This window comes from Paracoccus simplex (assembly GCF_042648325.1).
GTDB classification, from domain to species: Bacteria; Pseudomonadota; Alphaproteobacteria; order Rhodobacterales; family Rhodobacteraceae; genus Paracoccus; species Paracoccus simplex.
Genome location: NZ_JBHRXE010000043.1, coordinates 114,786 through 131,363 on the forward strand (window position 1 = coordinate 114,786; position 16,578 = coordinate 131,363).

At 69.5% G+C, this 16,578-nt stretch carries 16 protein-coding genes; 4 read left to right on the forward strand and 12 right to left on the reverse strand.

Annotated features, from left to right (window positions below):
• Positions 1-37 precede the first annotated feature (37 nt).
• Genes ACFOMP_RS15700 through gpmI form a run of 4 tightly spaced genes read right to left on the reverse strand, consistent with a single transcriptional unit; the run spans position 38 to position 4,708 of the window.
• Entirely contained in the window at positions 38-526 is a 489-nt protein-coding gene (locus ACFOMP_RS15700) for an RNA pyrophosphohydrolase (protein ID WP_379032198.1), read from the reverse strand.
• Positions 523-1,947: a S41 family peptidase gene (locus ACFOMP_RS15705; RefSeq protein WP_379032201.1), complete on the reverse strand. Its 1,425-nt coding sequence runs from the start codon at positions 1,945-1,947 to the stop codon at positions 523-525. The genes ACFOMP_RS15700 and ACFOMP_RS15705 overlap by 4 nt, the downstream gene beginning before the upstream one ends.
• Entirely contained in the window at positions 1,944-3,179 is a 1,236-nt protein-coding gene (locus ACFOMP_RS15710) for a murein hydrolase activator EnvC family protein (protein WP_289892901.1), read from the reverse strand. The genes ACFOMP_RS15705 and ACFOMP_RS15710 overlap by 4 nt, the downstream gene beginning before the upstream one ends.
• On the reverse strand, positions 3,176-4,708 hold the full coding sequence (gpmI, locus tag ACFOMP_RS15715) for a 2,3-bisphosphoglycerate-independent phosphoglycerate mutase (protein WP_379032204.1): 1,533 nt from the start codon (positions 4,706-4,708) through the stop codon (positions 3,176-3,178). The genes ACFOMP_RS15710 and gpmI overlap by 4 nt, the downstream gene beginning before the upstream one ends.
• A 174-nt stretch (positions 4,709-4,882) precedes the next feature.
• On the opposite strand from gpmI, the gene ACFOMP_RS15720 reads away from it, so the two are divergent.
• Positions 4,883-5,833 carry a metallophosphoesterase gene (locus ACFOMP_RS15720; RefSeq protein WP_379032207.1) on the forward strand — a complete coding sequence of 317 codons (951 nt, stop codon included), beginning with the start codon at positions 4,883-4,885 and terminating at the stop codon, positions 5,831-5,833.
• A gap of 124 nt (positions 5,834-5,957) precedes the next feature.
• On the opposite strand, the gene rlmN is transcribed toward ACFOMP_RS15720, so the two are convergent.
• Positions 5,958-7,160, reverse strand: a complete 1,203-nt coding sequence (gene rlmN, locus ACFOMP_RS15725; protein ID WP_379032210.1) for a 23S rRNA (adenine(2503)-C(2))-methyltransferase RlmN — start codon at positions 7,158-7,160, stop codon at positions 5,958-5,960.
• 110 nt (positions 7,161-7,270) lie between these two features.
• Complete coding sequence (locus ACFOMP_RS15730; RefSeq protein WP_289894839.1) at positions 7,271-7,798, reverse strand: invasion associated locus B family protein; 528 nt, start codon at positions 7,796-7,798, stop codon at positions 7,271-7,273.
• Between the two features lie 151 nt (positions 7,799-7,949).
• On the opposite strand from ACFOMP_RS15730, the gene ACFOMP_RS15735 reads away from it, so the two are divergent.
• Positions 7,950-8,936 carry an asparaginase gene (locus tag ACFOMP_RS15735; RefSeq protein WP_289892905.1) on the forward strand — a complete coding sequence of 329 codons (987 nt, stop codon included), beginning with the start codon at positions 7,950-7,952 and terminating at the stop codon, positions 8,934-8,936.
• 22 nt (positions 8,937-8,958) lie between these two features.
• On the opposite strand, the gene ACFOMP_RS15740 is transcribed toward ACFOMP_RS15735, so the two are convergent.
• From ACFOMP_RS15740 to fsa, 4 genes are all read right to left on the reverse strand, one after another.
• Positions 8,959-9,717: a TSUP family transporter gene (locus ACFOMP_RS15740; protein ID WP_379032213.1), complete on the reverse strand. Its 759-nt coding sequence runs from the start codon at positions 9,715-9,717 to the stop codon at positions 8,959-8,961.
• Positions 9,718-9,877: 160 nt separating this feature from the next.
• Positions 9,878-10,816, reverse strand: a complete 939-nt coding sequence (locus ACFOMP_RS15745; RefSeq protein ID WP_379032216.1) for a tyrosine recombinase XerC — start codon at positions 10,814-10,816, stop codon at positions 9,878-9,880.
• A complete protein-coding gene (locus ACFOMP_RS15750; RefSeq protein WP_289892908.1) occupies positions 10,813-11,523 on the reverse strand; it encodes a DUF484 family protein in 711 nt (236 codons plus the stop codon). Before ACFOMP_RS15750 ends, ACFOMP_RS15745 begins: the two co-directional genes overlap by 4 nt.
• Positions 11,523-12,176 carry a fructose-6-phosphate aldolase gene (gene fsa / locus ACFOMP_RS15755; RefSeq protein ID WP_289892909.1) on the reverse strand — a complete coding sequence of 218 codons (654 nt, stop codon included), beginning with the start codon at positions 12,174-12,176 and terminating at the stop codon, positions 11,523-11,525. Before fsa ends, ACFOMP_RS15750 begins: the two co-directional genes overlap by 1 nt.
• A gap of 55 nt (positions 12,177-12,231) precedes the next feature.
• On the opposite strand from fsa, the gene ACFOMP_RS15760 reads away from it, so the two are divergent.
• Together ACFOMP_RS15760 and ACFOMP_RS15765 are read left to right on the forward strand one after the other, a co-directional pair.
• On the forward strand, positions 12,232-12,426 hold the full coding sequence (locus ACFOMP_RS15760) for a hypothetical protein (protein ID WP_379032220.1): 195 nt from the start codon (positions 12,232-12,234) through the stop codon (positions 12,424-12,426).
• A gap of 1 nt (position 12,427) precedes the next feature.
• The gene (locus ACFOMP_RS15765; RefSeq protein ID WP_379032223.1) at positions 12,428-14,629 is read left to right on the forward strand and encodes a primosomal protein N'; all 2,202 of its coding nucleotides are present in this window, start codon (positions 12,428-12,430) and stop codon (positions 14,627-14,629) included.
• Here ACFOMP_RS15765 and ACFOMP_RS15770 read toward each other — a convergent pair.
• Positions 14,626-15,663, reverse strand: a complete 1,038-nt coding sequence (locus tag ACFOMP_RS15770) for an AbrB family transcriptional regulator (RefSeq protein ID WP_289892911.1) — start codon at positions 15,661-15,663, stop codon at positions 14,626-14,628. The genes ACFOMP_RS15765 and ACFOMP_RS15770 overlap by 4 nt on opposite strands.
• A 145-nt stretch (positions 15,664-15,808) precedes the next feature.
• Complete coding sequence (locus tag ACFOMP_RS15775; RefSeq protein ID WP_379032253.1) at positions 15,809-16,549, reverse strand: N-formylglutamate amidohydrolase; 741 nt, start codon at positions 16,547-16,549, stop codon at positions 15,809-15,811.
• Between the last annotated feature and the right edge of the window lie 29 nt (positions 16,550-16,578).

A 16,578-nucleotide genomic window follows, 5' to 3' on the forward strand; every position in this document is an offset into this window, starting at 1 on the left:
TGCATAAATACCCAAACCGGCCGCGCAACAGGCGCGGTCAGGCCAGGATCTTGCGGAACTCGCCCAAGACCCGGGCGTAGACGTCGCGCTTGAAGGGCACGATCGATTCAACCACATCCGCCGCCCGCATCCATTGCCAGCGGTCGAACTCGGGATGTGCGGTGGCGATCCGCACCGCCTCGTCCGGGCCCAGGAAGCGCATGGCGAACCATTTCTGCTTCTGGCCGCCGTATCGGCCCTTCCAGACCTTGCCCAGCAACTCGGGCGGCAGGTCATAGGTCACCCAATCCGGGGTTTCCGCCACCACATCGACCAGCTCGGTGGTGACGCCGGTTTCCTCGACCAGCTCGCGCAGCGCCGCGTCGCGCGGGGTCTCGCCCGGGTCGATGCCGCCTTGCGGCATCTGCCAGGCCGGGCCGGGATTGTCGATGCGCCGCCCGGCAAAGACCAGCCCGGCCGGGTTGATCAGCACCACGCCGGCGCAGGGCCGATAGGGCAGGCCCGAAGGCCCCAGCAGCTCGGTCATTGCGTCTGCGCGCCCTGGGCCGCGTCCTCGCCGGTATTGGCGGGCTTGGCCGTCTCGGGCACGGTCTTGGCGTTGTAATCCATCGCCGACAGGCCCTTGAGGATGTCCACCGCATAGGCGAGCTGGTAGTCCTCCTCGCGCAGCTTGGCGGTGGCCTCGACCTCCTTGGCCTCCTCCTCGATCTGCTTGCGCTCCTCGTCGCTGATGGAATCGTTGTTCAGCGCCCCGCGCAGATCGGCTTCCGAGCTGAGGAATTTCGACTCGGTCCGCGGCTTGCCGCCGTTCTCGGCCTCGGCCTCGTCCTCGGGCTTGGGCGTCGGCTGCTCGACGATGATGTCGGGCTGGATGCCCAGCGACTGGATCGAGCGGCCCGAGGGCGTGTAATAACGCGCCGTGGTCAGCCGGATGGCGCTTTCCGCGGTCACCGGCATCACCGTCTGCACCGAGCCCTTGCCGAAGCTCTTGGTGCCGACGACGATGGCGCGGCGGTGGTCCTGCAGCGCGCCGGTGACGATTTCCGAGGCCGAGGCGGAACCGCCGTTGATCAGTGCCACCATCGGCTTGCCTTCGGCCAGATCGCCCGGCTTGGCGTTCCAGCGCTCGCTCTCCTCGGGCTTGCGGCCGCGGGTCGAGACGATCTCGCCCTTGTCGAGAAAGGCGTCCGAGACCTCGATGGCCTGGTTCAGCAGACCGCCCGGGTTGTTCCTCAGGTCCAGCACGAAGCCGTTCACCTTGTCGATGCCACCGGCATCCTTGATGGCCTTGGCCATCTCGGTCCGCAGGGTCTCCATGGTCTCGTCGTTGAAGGTGGTGACGCGCAGCACCACGGCATGGCCCTCGATCCGGGTCTTGACCACCGTCAGCTTGATGACGTCGCGGGTGATGGTCAGGTCGAAGGGTTCCTTCTCGCCCTCGCGCAGGATGGTGATCTTGATTTCCGATCCGACCGGGCCGCGCATCTTCTCGACCGCCTCGTCGAGGTTCAGCCCCATCAGCGATTCGCCGTTCACATGGGTGATGAAGTCGCCGGCCTTCACGCCGGCCTCGGCGGCGGGGGTGTCGTCGATGGGCGAGATGACCTTGACCAGCCCGTCCTCCTGCCCGACCTCGATGCCGAGGCCGCCGAAGCTGCCGCGGGTCTGGGTCTGCATGTCCTCGTAATCCTTGGCCGACAGGAACGAGCTGTGCGGGTCGAGCGAGGTCAGCATGCCGTTGATCGCCGCCTCGATCAGCTTCTTGTCGTCCACCTGTTCGACATAGTCGGCGCGCACCCGCTCGAAGACATTGCCGAACAGGTCGAGCTGTTCATAGACCGAGGCGTTCTTGCCCGTTTCCTGTGCGACCAGGGGGCCGGCGAATTGCGTGGCGACGACCGCGCCCGCAAGCGTGCCGATCGCCCCTGCCAGAAGATAGTGTTTCATTCCGTTCCGTCCTGCCCGGTTGCGTTGCGGCCTGTTTCGTCTGCGGCCTCGCCGACAATGGGATTCATCACGAACCACTCTGCCGGGTCCAGTGTTTCCTTGCCTCTGCGAAGTTCAACATACAGTGTCTCGGTCTGTCCAGCACTGCCTCCCATGGCTGCGCTGGCGACGAATTCGGCCCCGAACTCCTGCGCGGGCGGTTCCTGCCCGCCCATCAGGCCCACCGGCTCGCCTGCCGCCAGCACGTCGCCCGTCTCGCCGAAGACCTGCGCCAGACCGGCAAATATCATCAGATAGCCGCGCGCGGGCTCAACGATCATCACATTGCCGTAATCGAGCAGCGGCCCGCGATAGCGGATCGTCGCCGGCCATGGCGTCGTGACCAGCGCCGCCGGCGCGGTGGCGATGACCAGCCCCGGCCGCTCGACGCCCGCGGCGTCCGGTTCGTTGTAGCGGCGCAGCACCTTGCCCAGGGCCGGCAGGGCCAGGCTGCCCTGCGCACCCTCGAAATCGGCCATGGGCGCGCCGATGTCCTGCTCCATGCCGTCGATGCCGGCGGCGAAGGCGTCCAGCGTGTCGGCCGATTGCACCAGCGCCGTCAGTTCCTTGGGATCCTCGCCGAAGCGCACCGGCAGGCTGGAGCGGTCGGTGACGGCCGAGGCCAGCAGCCGCCGGGCTTCCTGCACCTGGCCAAGCCCCTGGGCCAGGGTGTTGGCGGCGTTCAGCTGGATGGTGCGGACCTGGCGGATCTCCTCGAGCTGCTGCTGCATCTCGCGCGCCTCGGCCTCCAGCCCCGGCGCCACCGAGGCCAGGACCATGCCGGCCCGGGCCGAGGATTCGGGCCCCGCGGGATGCAGCAGCAGCATGGTCTCGGGCGATTTTTGCATCGAGGTCATCACCCCCAGCACCCGGCCCAGCCGCTCGCGCCGGGCGTCGAATTCGGCGCGGATCTCCTGCTCGCGCACGCCGGCGCGGCGCAGCCCGTCGCGCAGCGCCGACAGGCCCTGCTCATAGGCGCGGATCATCCGGGTCAGCGAGGCGACCTGGTCGTCCTCGGTCAGCGCCTCGTCCAGCTGGCCCAGGGCGGTGCGCAGCATGTCGGCGGCCTCGGCGGCCTCCTCGGCGGCCTGGTTCAGCTGCGAATCGCCCTGCGCGGGCGTCGCTGGCTGGGCCGGGGCCATGGAGCCGAGGCCGAAGGCCACGATCACCGGCAGAAGCAGCTTCGGTCTCATGCGCGCTCGATCAGCGAATGCCCGGTCATCTCGGGCGGCAGGGGCAGGCCCATCAGGTCCAGCACCGTCGGCGCGACATCGGCCAGCCGGCCGTTGCGCAGCGTCGCGCCCCTGGGCCCGCCGAAGACGATCACCGGCACCGGGTTGGTGGTATGGGCGGTATGCGGGCCGCCGGTCTCGGGGTCGATGCTGGTCTCGCAATTGCCGTGATCGGCGATGATCACCGCGGCGCCGCCGGATTGCTCCAGCGCTTCCAGCATCATGCTCAGGCCCTTGTCCACCGCCTCGCAGGCGCGGATCGCGGCGGGCAGGCTGCCGGTATGGCCGACCATGTCCGGGTTGGCGTAATTCACCACGATCAGGTCGTAGCCGGCCCCGATCGCCTGGACCAGCTTGGCGCTGACCTCGGGCGCGGCCATCTCGGGCGCCAGGTCGTAGGTCGCGACCTTGGGGCTTTGCGGCATGAAGCGGTCCTCGCCCGGTTCGGGGGTTTCCTTGCCGCCGTTCAGGAAGAAGGTGACATGCGGGTATTTCTCGGTCTCGGCCAGGCGGAACTGGCGCAGGCCCTTGGCGGCGACCCAGGCGCCCAGCGTGTTCACCACCTGCCGCTTGGGATAGGCCGCATCCATGTATTCGTCATGGCTGGCCGAATAGTCCACCATGCCCAGCAACGCCGCCCATTGCGGCCGCCGGCCGGTCTCGAAGGCGGAAAAGTCCGGCTGGCCGATGGCGGCGAGGATCTCGCGCGCCCGGTCGGCGCGGAAGTTCAGGCAGAAGAAGCCGTCGCCGTCCCTGGCGCCCTGATAGCCGTCGATCGCCGTGGGCTGGATGAACTCGTCGGTTTCGTCGCGGGCATAGGCCGCCGCCACCGCTTCGATGGCGTCCGGCGCGGCCAGCCCCTCGCCGCGCACCATGGCGGCATAGGCGCGCTCCACCCGCTGCCAGCGGTTGTCGCGGTCCATGGCGTAATAGCGGCCGATCACCGTGCCGATCCGCACCGAGGGCGGCAGCGCGCCGCGCAGCTCGGTCACGAATCCCGGGGCGGATTTCGGCGGCACGTCGCGGCCGTCGGTGATGGCATGGACCACCACCGGCACGCCCTTGTCGGCGATGGCGCGGGCAGCGGCGATCACATGCTGGATATGGCCGTGCACGCCGCCATCCGAGACCACGCCCATCAGATGCGCGGTGCCGCGGCTGGCCTTCAGCTTGCGGATGAACTCGGCCAGAGCGGGGTTTTCATAGAAGCTGCCATCCTCGATGGCCAGGTCGATCTGGCCCAGGTCCATGGCCACCACGCGGCCGGCGCCGATATTGGTATGGCCGACCTCGGAATTGCCCATCTGGCCCTTGGGCAGGCCGACATCCGGTCCGAAGGTCACCAGCGTCCCGTGCGGGCAGTCGCGCATCAGCCGGTCGAAATTCGGCGTGCTGGCCTGGTCGGGGGCGCTCTGCTCGGGGCGGTCCGAAATGCCCCAGCCGTCCAGGATGCACAGGACGACGGGTTTCGGATGTGTCGGCTGGGTCATGCGGCACCTCTCTCGCGGATCGGGACGCTTCTACGACCGCAGGCCGCAAGGGGCAAGTTCACCGGCGATTGTGCCGGAATCGTGAAGCCGGGCGGCGGGCAATGGTGTCACCCTGCCGTCAAGGAAGCCCGCTAAGCGGGGCGCATTCCATCACTTCTTTCTGGAGAACCGACCATGTTCACCCGTCGCGATCTGCTGGCAGCGGCCCCGGCCGCCGCCGCCCTCGTCTCGACCGCCGCCGCCGGCACGGCCGCCCTGGCGCAGGACGGCGCCACCGCCCCGGCCGGCTTCACCCCCTTCCGCTTCGGGGTGATCAGCGACCCGCAATTCGCGCCGGTCGTCCCCAATGCCACCGCCACCCGCTTCTATGGCAATTCGCTGTGGAAGCTGGACGCGGCCATCGCCGAGCTGAACCGGCACGACGACCTGGAATTCGTGGTGACGCTGGGCGACATCATCGACCGGCATTGGGAAAGCTACGGTCATATCCTGCCGGTCTATGACCGGCTGAAGCACCGCAAGCATTTCCTGCTGGGCAATCACGATTACGACTACCCGGCGGAATGGATCCCCTCGGTGATCCGCACCGTCGGGATGCCGGCGCCGTATTACGATTTCGCGGTCAAGGGCATCCGGTTCATCGTGGTGGACGGCAACGACGTCTCGACCTTCGCGCCGCCCAAGGACGATCCGCGCCGCGCCCTGGCCGAGGAGCGGCTGGCGAAGCTGAAGGAAACCGGCGCCGAGAACGCGCAAAGCTGGAACGGCTCGCTGTCGGATCAGCAATTCGCCTGGCTGGACGAGCGGCTGAAGGCGGCGCAGGCGGCCGGGGAGCGTGCCATCCTGCTGTGCCACTACCCGGTCTATCCGGCGAACGAGCACAATCTCTGGGACAGCGAGCGCATCGTCGAGCTGGTCAAGGCGCATCCGCATTGCCTGGCCTGGTTCAACGGCCACAACCATGCCGGCAATTACGGCGCCATCGGCAAGCAGCATTTCGTGAATTTCCGCGGCATGGTGGACACGCCGGACACGTCCTGCTTCGCCATCGTCTCGATCCAGCAGGACCGGATCGAGATCCAGGGCTTCGGCCGCGAGGAAAGCCGGGTGCTGGACCTGGCCTGAGGCCGCTTCAGGCCGCTTCGCGTTGCCGAAAGGCCCCGCAGGGAGAGTCCGCCGCGCCTGCGGCGGACCGGGAGGGGGGAGGGGGCGCAGCCCCGCCCGCTGCAGGGGTCAGGATGGCGCGCGGTCAGGCAGCGCCGCTTGCCTCGGCCGCGATCGCGGCCCGCGACTTGCGGCCGCGCTCGGTCGCGGATTTCAGCTGGCCGCAGGCGGCCATGATGTCCTCGCCCCGCGGCGTGCGGATCGGCGAGGCATAGCCGGCCTTGTGGACGATATCGGCAAAGGCCTCGATCCGCTCCCAGCTGGAGCGCTTGTAGGCCACGCCCGGCCATTCGTTGAACGGGATCAGGTTGATCTTGGCCGGGATGCCGCGGATCAGCCTCACCAGCCGGCGGGCGTCCTCGTCGCTGTCGTTCACGCCGTCCAGCATGACATATTCGAAGGTGATGCGTTCGCTGTTCGACAGGCGCGGATAGTCGCGCAGCGCGTTCAGCAGCGTCTCGATGTTCCACTTCTTGTTCACCGGCACCAGCTTGTCGCGCACCGCGTCGGTGGTGGCGTGGAAGCTGACCGCCAGCAGGCAGCCGATCTCCTCGGCGGTCTTGGCGATCTCGGGGACGATGCCGCTGGTCGAGAGCGTGATCCGGCGCCGCGACAGGCTGATGCCCTCGCCATCCATCACCACCTTCATGGCGTCGCGGACATTGTCGAAGTTATAGAGCGGCTCGCCCATGCCCATCAGCACCACGTTGCTGACCAGCCGGGTCTCGTCCTTGGGGGCGCCCGGCTTCGGCCATTCGCCCAGGTCGTCGCGGGCGACCATGACCTGGCCGACGATTTCCCCGGCCGTCAGGTTGCGCACCAACTTCTGCGTGCCGGTATGGCAGAAGGAACAGGTCAGCGTGCAGCCGACCTGGGAGGAGATGCAGAGCGTGCCGCGGTTCTCCTCGGGGATATAGACCGTCTCGACCTCATGCCCGCCGGCGATGCGCAGCAGGTATTTGCGGGTGCCGTCGGCGCTGATCTGGCGGGTGACGATCTCGGGCAGCGCGATCTCGAACTTCTCGGCCAGCAGGGCGCGATAGTCCTTGGCCAGGTTGGTCATCTGCGCGAAATCGCGCACCCCCCAGTGATAGAGCCATTGCCAGACCTGGCCGACGCGCATCTTCGCCTGCCGTTCCGGGGTGCCGGCCTCGACCAGCGCCTCGTGCAGCTGTTCGCGCGTCAGGCCGACCAGGTTGCGGCGCGCCGCCTCGGGCAGCTTGCGCGGGATGGTCAGCAGGTCCTGGGTGATCGGGGCGGCGGGCGTGACGGGCGACGGGGCGTTCATGGCTGGCTGGTCCGGGCGGCGAGGGGGGCAATGGGCCTATATAGGGCAAAGCGGCCCAAAAGAAAACAGGGGCCGAAGCCCCTGCCTTTGCCGAAACCGCCGGATGCGGCTTATTTGCAGGCCGACTGCGCCTTGTTGGTCGCGGCGGTGATGCCGGACAGGCTGAACGTATCCTTGGTCACGGTGCCGCGGGCCGAGCGGCCGGTGATCACCGCCGACGAGCCGCCGCGCAGCGCCGAGACCAGCTTGCTGTCGTCCGACGGAGAGCCGGTCCAGGCGCTTTCGCCTTCGGTGAACAGCTTGAAGACATTGCCGCCGATATTCACCTCGACCGCCGAATCCGGGGCGAAGGGATAGCCGCCCGAGAACGAGACCTCGCCGCCCTGGCCGGGGCGATAGGCCACGTAAAGCCGGATGTCGCCGCGCGTCACTTCCTTGGGATTGCCGCTGGAATCCAGGTTCTGGGTGGATTTCGGGGCCGAGACGGCCCAGCATTCCTTGGGGCTGTTCGCCGAGAAGACGGTCCAGTCGCCCTCGGTCCCGATGACATTCGTCGAGTCCTGGGCCAGGACCGGCGAAGACGCGGCGATCGCGATTGCAGCGGCTGCCGCTGCGGCGCGCGGCGCGGATTTCAACATGCTCTGGTCTCCTGCCATGGTCCGGTTCGTTCCGGTTTGTTGCCGATGACGGTGGTGTTTTCAACCATCTGGCTGCAAGATAATGCGAAATTGAAGGGTTGAAAAACCCCCGTTTGTGGAAAATCGCGCGATTGTCAGAGGAAAACGACCCATGACTGCGGCTAGACTCATCGAATTGTGGCGCGGCGGCCTGCACGAGAGCACGCATCTGGGTCATGTGGTGATCTGCGACACCGAGGGCGTGGTCGAGGCCTGGGGCAATCCCGGCACGGTGATCTTCCCGCGTTCGTCGTGCAAGATGATCCAGGCGCTGCCGCTGATCGAAAGCGGCGCGGCCGATGCGGCGGGGCTGGGCGACGAACAGCTGGCCCTGGCCTGCGCCAGCCATAACGGCGGGCGCATCCATACCGGCCGGGTCGAACGCTGGCTTGCCGAGCTGGGCCTCGAGGAGGAGGACCTGCGCTGCGGCGCCCATATGCCGCGCGATCCCGAGGAGCACCGGCGGCTGCTCTGCTCGGACAGCCGGCCCTGCCAGATCCACAACAATTGCTCGGGCAAGCATGCCGGTTTCCTGACGCTGAAACGGCACATGAAGGCCGGACCGGAATATGTCGAGATCGACCACCCAGTGCAGCGCGCCGTGCGCCGCGCCTTCGAGGAGGTGACGGGCGAGACCGCCGCCGGCTGGGGCATCGACGGCTGCTCAGCCCCGAATTTCGCCTGCACGGTCGAGGGGCTGGCCCGGGCCATGGCCTCGTTCGCGCAGCCGGGGCTGGGCCGGCGCGGCGCGGCGCAGCGCCGGCTGGTCGAGGCGATGATCGCCCATCCCGAGCTGGTCGCCGGCGAGGGCCGGGCCTGCACCGAGCTGATGCGGGCCATGAAGGGCCGCGCCGCCGTCAAGACCGGGGCCGAGGCGGTCTTCGTCGGCATCGTCCCCGGCCGGGGCCTGGGCATCGCGCTGAAGATCGCCGATGGCGGCACCCGCGGCGCCGAGGCGGCGATCGCGGCGCTGATGGTGCATCTGGGGCTGCTGGAGGACAGCGACCCGGTGGTGCAGAAATACCTGACCGGGCCGATCCGCAACTGGCGCGGCTTCGAGACCGGCGAGATGCGCCGCGCCCGCGGCTTTCCCGGCTGACCGGAGGCCGGTCCGGCCGGGATCAGAGCAGCTGCCAGATCAGCCGCAGCGCCAGGGCGGTCGAGGTGACGACCAGCAGCGGCTTGATCACCCTGGCGCCGATCCGCATCGCCAGCCGCGCGCCCAGCATGGCGCCGGCGATCTGCGCCACCGCCATGGCGGCGCCGAGCAGCCAGAGCGGCTTGCCCACTGCGGCGAAGGCGACCAGCCCGCCCAGGTTCGAGGCGAAGTTCAGCAGCTTGGTATGCGCGGTGGCCTTGAGGATGCCGTAGCCCGCCAGCATGACGAAGCCCAGCATGAAGAACGAGCCGGTGCCGGGTCCGACCAGCCCGTCATAGAAGGCGACGACGGGCACCACGCTGGCGGTGAAGGCCAGGGGGGTGATGCGGCGCATGCGGTCGGTATCGTCCAGTCCCGGCTTCAGCGCGAAGAACACCGCGATGCCGATCAGCACCAGCGGCAGCCCGTAGCGCAGCGCCTGCGTCGGGATCCAGCTGACCAGCGCCGCGCCGCAAAGCCCGGCGACGAAGGCCACCGCCGCCTCGGGCAGTTGCAGGCGCGGATCGACCAGCCCGCGGCGGGCATAGGAGATCGCCGCCGTCGCCGCGCCGAAGACGCCCTGCACCTTGTTGGTGGCCAGGGCCTGCGCCGGCGGCAGCCCGGCCAGCAGCAGCGCCGGCACGGTGATGAGCCCGCCGCCGCCGGCGATGGCATCGACGAATCCGGCCGCGAAGGCGGCGCCCACCAGCATCAGCACGAGATCGAGGGAGAGATCGAACATGGGCTCTCCTTTGCGGCGGCGCGGCGGGATTGTAAAGCCGCCCCCGGCGGGCCGGCCGCGGGCGTGCTGGTCGGGCGGATGCGGTCGCGGGCGCGCCTGCGGGGCGGCGTCGGTGCCGGCGGCGCGGTTGCGGAGGGTATTTGGGAAACGGTGAAACCGTTCAGGCGCGGGGATGGGCGGCGCGATAGGTTTCCAGCAACCGGGCGTCGTCCACCCCGGTATAGACCTGGGTCGTGGACAGGCTCGCATGGCCCAGCAGTTCCTGGATGGTGCGCAGGTCTCCGCCCGCCGCCAGCAGATGCGTGGCGAAGGAATGGCGCAGCGCATGCGGCGTGGCGGTCGGCGGCAGGCCCATGACCTGCCGAAGCTGGCGCATGGCGGCCGAGATCAGCGCCGGGTTCAGCCGGCCGCCACGCGCGCCGCGAAACAGCGCCGCCGCCGGTTCCAGCGGGTAGGGGCAGAGGCGCAGGTATTCGGCGATCGCCTGGCGCGCCACGGGCAGCACCGGCACCTGGCGTTCCTTGCCGCCCTTGCCGCGGATGGTCAGAGCCTCGCGGAAGGGCCAGTCGGCGCCGTCGAGCCCCAGCGCCTCGGAGATGCGCAGCCCGCAGCCATAGAGCAGCGTCAGCACCGCCGTGTCGCGGGCGGCGATCCAGGCCTCGGGATGGGCGGCGCCGGCGATCTCCAGCAGCGCCTCGGCCTGGTCCGGGGCCAGCGGCCGGGGCAGCGAGCGGGTGAATTTCGGGCTGCGCGAGGCCAGCGCCCTGGAGGCGTCGAAGCCGTGCCGGTCCGACATCCAGCGGATGAAGCTGCGCGTCGCCGACAGCCTGCGCGCCAGCGAGCGGGCCGAAAGCCCGCGCCCGCGTTCGGCGGCGGCAAAGGCGCGCATGTCGGATTGCGTCAGCTGGCCCAGCGTCGCCGGCAGGGCGGGTGTGCCGTGATAGCCGCCGAGGAAGGCCAGGAAGGCCAGCAGGTCGGCCTGATAGGCGCGGATGGTATGGTCGGAACGGTCGCGGGTCGCGCGCTCGCTGGCGAGCCAGCGCGCGAGATTGTCGGCCATGGCCGGGGCCAGCGCCAAAGGCTCGGCCCCGCCGGTCATTTCCTGAGCCAGGAGATCAGCACCAGCCGGAAAGCCTGGCCGAAGAAGCGCAGAAGATCGGTGCCCTGCGCCGGGTTGAAGCGCCCGAGATCGGCCGAGCCCATCAGCAGCAGCGCCGGCAAGCGGCCGGGGCCGAGGTCGATGGGCAGCAGCACTTCGGAGCGGATCGGGGCGCGGGCCTCGCCATGGACGGGCAGGGTCTCGCGCGCCACGCGGCGCAGCACGATGTCGTCGCCGCGCGGCATCCGCCGCCCGCCCGAGATCAGCCGTGCCACCGTGCCGGCGGGGGCGATGACCAGCGGGCCGCTGGCCTCGGGCGCCGGGATCTCGCCGCCCGATTCCATCACCAGCCGCAGGGTCTCCACCCGCAGGATCGGCGCCACGGCGATATCGAGGTTTTCCAGGAATTCCTCGAAATCGGTCGGCTCCAGCAGCGACAGCACGGCGCGGTGGATGGTGTTCATCCCCGACTGGTTGTCATAGGCGGCCGAGATCACCGATTCATGCGCCGCCTCGAGCCGGTCGAGCCGCGATTCCAGCGCCTGCATGGCGCGGCCGCGGATGTCGATGACGTTCTCGCCCACCTCGGCCTCGCGCGCGCCGATCAGCGCGCGCATCAGGTCGCGGTCGGAGAGGATCAGCTCGGGCTGCGCCAGCAGCCGGGCGCGCAGATCCTCGGTCAGTTCGGCCGCGGTCTGCTCGGTCATCAGACGATCTTCTGCCCGGTCTTGGCCCAGTCGGCGTTGAACTGTTCCAGGCCCTTGTCGGTCAGCACGTGATTCGCCATCGCCTTGATGACGGCGGGCGGGGCGGTGATGACATCGGCGCCGATGCGGGCGGCGTCGGTGATGTGGTTCACCGAGCGGATCGAGGCCGCGAGGATTTCGGTCTGGAAGTCGTAATTGTCGTAGATCTCGCGGATCTGGGCGATCAGCTCCATGCCGTCGAAATTGATGTCGTCGAGCCGGCCGATGAAGGGGCTGATGAAGCTGGCGCCGGCCTTGGCGGCCAGGATCGCCTGCGCGGCGCTGAAGCACAGCGTCACGTTGACCTTGTGGCCTTGCGACGACAGCGCCTTGCAGGCTTTCAGCCCGTCCCAGGTCAGCGGCACCTTGACGGTGATGTTCGGGGCGATCTTCACCAGGTGCTCGCCCTCGCGGATCATGTCCTCGGCCTTGGCGGCCACGACCTCGGCGCTGACCGGACCTTCGACGATGTCGCAGATCTCCTTGGTGACCTCCAGGATGTCGCGGCCCGATTTCAGGATCAGCGACGGGTTGGTGGTGACGCCGTCCACCATGCCAAGGTCGTTCAGCTCGCGGATGGCGGCGACGTCGGCGGTATCGACAAAGAATTTCATCGGAGGAAGCCCTTCTTGCGGTTTTGCCGTGGGTTTAGCGCATAACAGCCGGCGCGTGAAGTCCGGCCTGCGCGGCTTGCGGGGCGTGGCGCCGCCATGCCACTATTCCGACCGCATGCAAACGGAGAACGTTTTGGAAGCCTTGCAGCCCGATCTCGTCGCCCTGTTGCCGGCCCTGGCCGCCGGCCCGTTCCTGATCGGCAACTGGCCGCTGTTCCTGCTGATCGGCCTGGCCGCGATGCCGGCCTGAGATGGTCCCGCCGCTGTTCTATCCCCATGGCGCGCGCATCGCGGTGCTGACGCAGGAGGTGGTCGGCGTGCTCGACTATCTTGCGCCCGAGGGCGGCGTGCGGCTGGGCCAGCTGGTTGTGGTGCCGCTGGGCCCGCGCCGGGTGATGGGCGCGGTCTGGGGGCCGGGGGTCGGCGATTTCGACGCGGCGAAGCTGCGGCCGGTGGCGCGGCTGATCGACGCGCCGCCGCTGGCGCCGGGGATGATCGAATTCCTGATGCGCATGGGCGAATACACCCTGACGCCGCTGCCCTCGCTGCTGCGCATGGCGACGCGGGCGCCGGACCTGGACCAGCCGCCCTCGGCCCGGCGCATCATGCATCGCGCCGGGCCGGAGCCGGCGCGCATGACCGATGCCCGCGCCGCCGTCTTGCGGGTGATCGAGGATCACGGCGGCGCCGGCTTCGCGCCGGCGGAGCTGGCGCAGCTGGCCGGGGTCAGCCCGGGCGTGGTGCAGGGGCTGGTCAAGGCCGGCACGCTGGCCGAGGTGCTGGCGCCGCGCGATCTGCCCTATCCGCGCCTCGATCCGAATCTGCCCGGCAAGCCGCTGGCCGAGGATCAGGCCGAGGCCGCGGAAAGCCTGCGCGATGCGCTGAAGCGCCGCGGCTATGGCACCACGCTGCTGCGCGGCGTCACCGGCTCGGGCAAGACCGAGGTCTATCTGGAAGCCGTCGCCGAATGCCTGCGGCAGGGCCGGCAGGCGCTGGTGCTGTTGCCCGAGATCGCGCTGTCGGCCGAATTCCTCGACCGGGTCGAGGCGCGCTTCGGCGCCCGGCCCGGCGAATGGCATTCGGGCATCACCCGCAGCGAAAGGCGGCGGCTCTGGACCATGGCGGCGACGCATAGCGTCGGCATGGTGGTCGGCGCCCGCTCGGCCTTGTTCCTGCCCTTTGCCGATCTGGGCCTGATCGTCGTCGATGAGGAGCACGATTCCAGCTACAAGCAGGAGGATGCGGTCTATTACAGCGCCCGCGACATGGCGGTGCTGCGCGCCAGCGTCGAAGCCGCGCAGGTGGTGCTGGCCTCGGCCACGCCCTCGGTCGAAAGCTGGGTGAATGCGGCGTCGGGGAAATACCGCCGCCTCGACCTGCGCGCCCGCTATGGCACGGCGGACCTGCCCGAGATGGGCACCATCGACCTGCGCCGGCAGGAGATGGAGAAGGGCCGCTGGATCAGCCCGCGCCTTGCCGCCGAAATCGCGCTGCGCAAGGAGCGCGGCGAGCAGTCGCTGCTGTTTTTGAACCGGCGCGGCTATGCGCCGATCACCGCCTGCCGCGCCTGCGGCCAGCAGATCGGCTGCGACCAGTGCGACGCCCGCATGGTCGAGCATCGTTTCCAGAACCGCCTGGTCTGCCACCAATGCGGCGCGACCAGGCCGATCCCGACCGCCTGCCCGTCCTGCGGCGTCGAGGGCAAGATGACCGCCATCGGCCCCGGCGTCGAGCGGCTGGCCGAGGAGGTGGCCGAGCGTTTCCCCGAGGCGAAGGCGACGGTGCTGTCCTCGGACCTGTTCCATTCCGCCCGGGCGCTGAAGGAGGCGATCGCCGAGATCGGCGCCGGCGCAACCGACATCATCATCGGCACGCAGATCGTCGCCAAGGGCCACAACTTCCCGCGCCTGACGCTGGTGGGGGTGATCGACGCCGACCTGGGTTTGCAGGGCGCCGACCTGCGCGCGGCCGAGCGCAGCTTCCAGTTGATGCGGCAGGTCGCCGGCCGGGCCGGGCGCGAAGGCGGCGATGCGCGCGGGCTGGCGCTTCTGCAGACCTATCAGCCCGAGCATCCGGTGATCCGCGCCATCCTCTCGGGCGAGGACGAGGCGTTCTGGGATGCCGAGGCGGCGGCGCGGCAGGCGGCGGGGATGCCGCCCTTTGGCCGGCTGGCGGGGATCATCCTGTCGCATCCCGACCAGCCGGTGGTCGAGGATTACGCCCGCGAGCTGGCTCGCCGGGCCGAGCCGCTGCGCAGCATCGGCGCCGAGCTGTTCGGCCCGGCCCCGGCGCCCATCGCCCGCATCCGCGCCCGTTTCCGGGTGCGGATGCTGGTCCGCGCGCCGCGCCAGGCGCCGGTGCAGGGCGCCATCGCGCAATGGCTGGCAGCCGCGCCGAAAGCCCCCGCCAACCTGCGGCTGGCGGTGGACATCGACCCGCAAAATTTCCTCTAGCGCCGGCGCTCGACCAGTTTCGAGACCAGCGGCGACAGGGTGATGACGATGATCATGCGCAGCAGATGGTGGCTGACCACATAGGCCAGATCCGCCCCGGCGATGATGGCGATCACCACCATCTCGGCCTGCCCGCCCGGCAGATAGGCCAGGAAGGCATCCAGCGTCGGCGCCAGCCCCAGATGGGTGATCAGTTCGATGAAGGCCAGGCTGATCAGGGCCAGGAACATCGCATAGACCAGCCCCGCGGTCACGTCGATGCGCAGCTCGCGGCCGGTGATGCCGACATATTTCACCCCGACCGCGACGCCGATGAAGAATTGCGCGGCCTGGATGATCTCGGCCGGCGGGCGGTGCTGGATCAGTCCCGACAGCGACAGTCCCGCCGCCAGCACCATCGGCCCCAGGATCGAGGCGCCGAACAGGCCCAGCCGCTCGGCCAGCTTCCAGCCGACAAGCCCGGCGGCGACCATCAGCCCGATCTCGATGGGGTCGGTGCCGCGGATCGGCGCGCCCGGCGGCTGCGACAGGTCCACGCCCCAGAAGCTTTGCATGATCAGCGGCGCCACGGTGACGATGACCAGCACGCGGGTGGCATGGATCAGCGACAGGGCGCGCACGTCGCCGCCCGCCTCCTCGCCGAAGACCAGCATGTCCTGCAGGCCGCCCGGCATGGCCGCATACCAGGCGGTCGGGTGGTCGAAGCCGAAGACCCGCCGGAACAGCGGATAGCCGACCAGGGCGATGGCGCCGATGAAGACCGGCACCAGCACCAGCGAGGCGGCGATCTCGGGCAGTTCGCCCAGCACCTGTGGGGTGATCGAGGCGCCGACGGCCACGCCCAGGAAGGTGCGCATGAAGATGCCGAAGCCGCCCGCCCCGGCCAGCGGCGCCCCGGCCAGCGCCGCGATCAGGCAGGCCAGCATCGGGCCCAGCAGCAGGGGCAGCGGCAGGCGCAGTGCCAGAAACAGGGCCCCGCCGACGGCGGCCAGCGCAAAGGTCAGGATGCGTCTTCTGGTCAGGGTCAGGGTCATGGTCGTGTCCAACGCGCCGGTCCGGTCGCGGCGATGCCGCCGCCCAAGGCCGGCTTTTGGGCCGCGCGATAGGCCAGCCGCGCCGGAAGGTCCAGCCCGGCGCCGTGCGCGGGACCAAGGCGCGGCCGGCAGGCGGGCAGGGCGGTCACAGCTCGCAGCGGTCCAGGAACCCCTCCAGCAGGCCGGCAAGGCGGGTCGCCCACAATTCCTGCCCGGCGGCGTCGGCGATCAGGTCGTTCCTGACCTCGATCAGCACGTTCGGCCGGCCCTGCGCCAGCGCATGGCGGTCGATGGAATCGCCGTCCAGATGCCCGGAATAGGGCTCGTTGTCGCCGGTGATCCAGCCCAGGTCGCGGCATTCGCGCACCAGCGCCTTGCCCAGCCGCTCGTCGCGATGCGAATAAAGCACCCCCACCGCCCAGGGCCGCCGCGGCCGGCCGCGCAGCTGCCGGGTGAAGCTGTGGATGGCGCAGATCGCCCGGTCCGGCCGCGCCGAGGCCAGCGTCTCATAGGCGGCGTGATAGGGATGATAAAGCCGGTCGAGCCGCCTTTGCCGCTCGGCCGGGCCGGCATGGCGATTCGCCGGAATGACGGTGCCGTCATAGATCCGCATCAGCAGCGTCGGGTCGTCCTCGCCCCGGTTCGGGTCGATCACCAGACGCGAGAAATCCGACAGGATCGCCGGTGCGCCCAGCCGCCCGGCCAGCCGCCGCGCCAGCCCGGCGGCGCCGACGTCATAGGCGATGTGCCGCGCCATATCCGCGGGCGCGATGCCCAGATCGCCGCCGTTGATCCAGTCCGGCACCCGGTTGCTGGCATGGTCGCAGGTGATCAGCCAGCGCGAGGGGCGGTCCGCCCCGATGGTCCTGAAAGCCTCTGCCGTCATGGTTCTTTCGCCTCGCATGGGGCAATCTT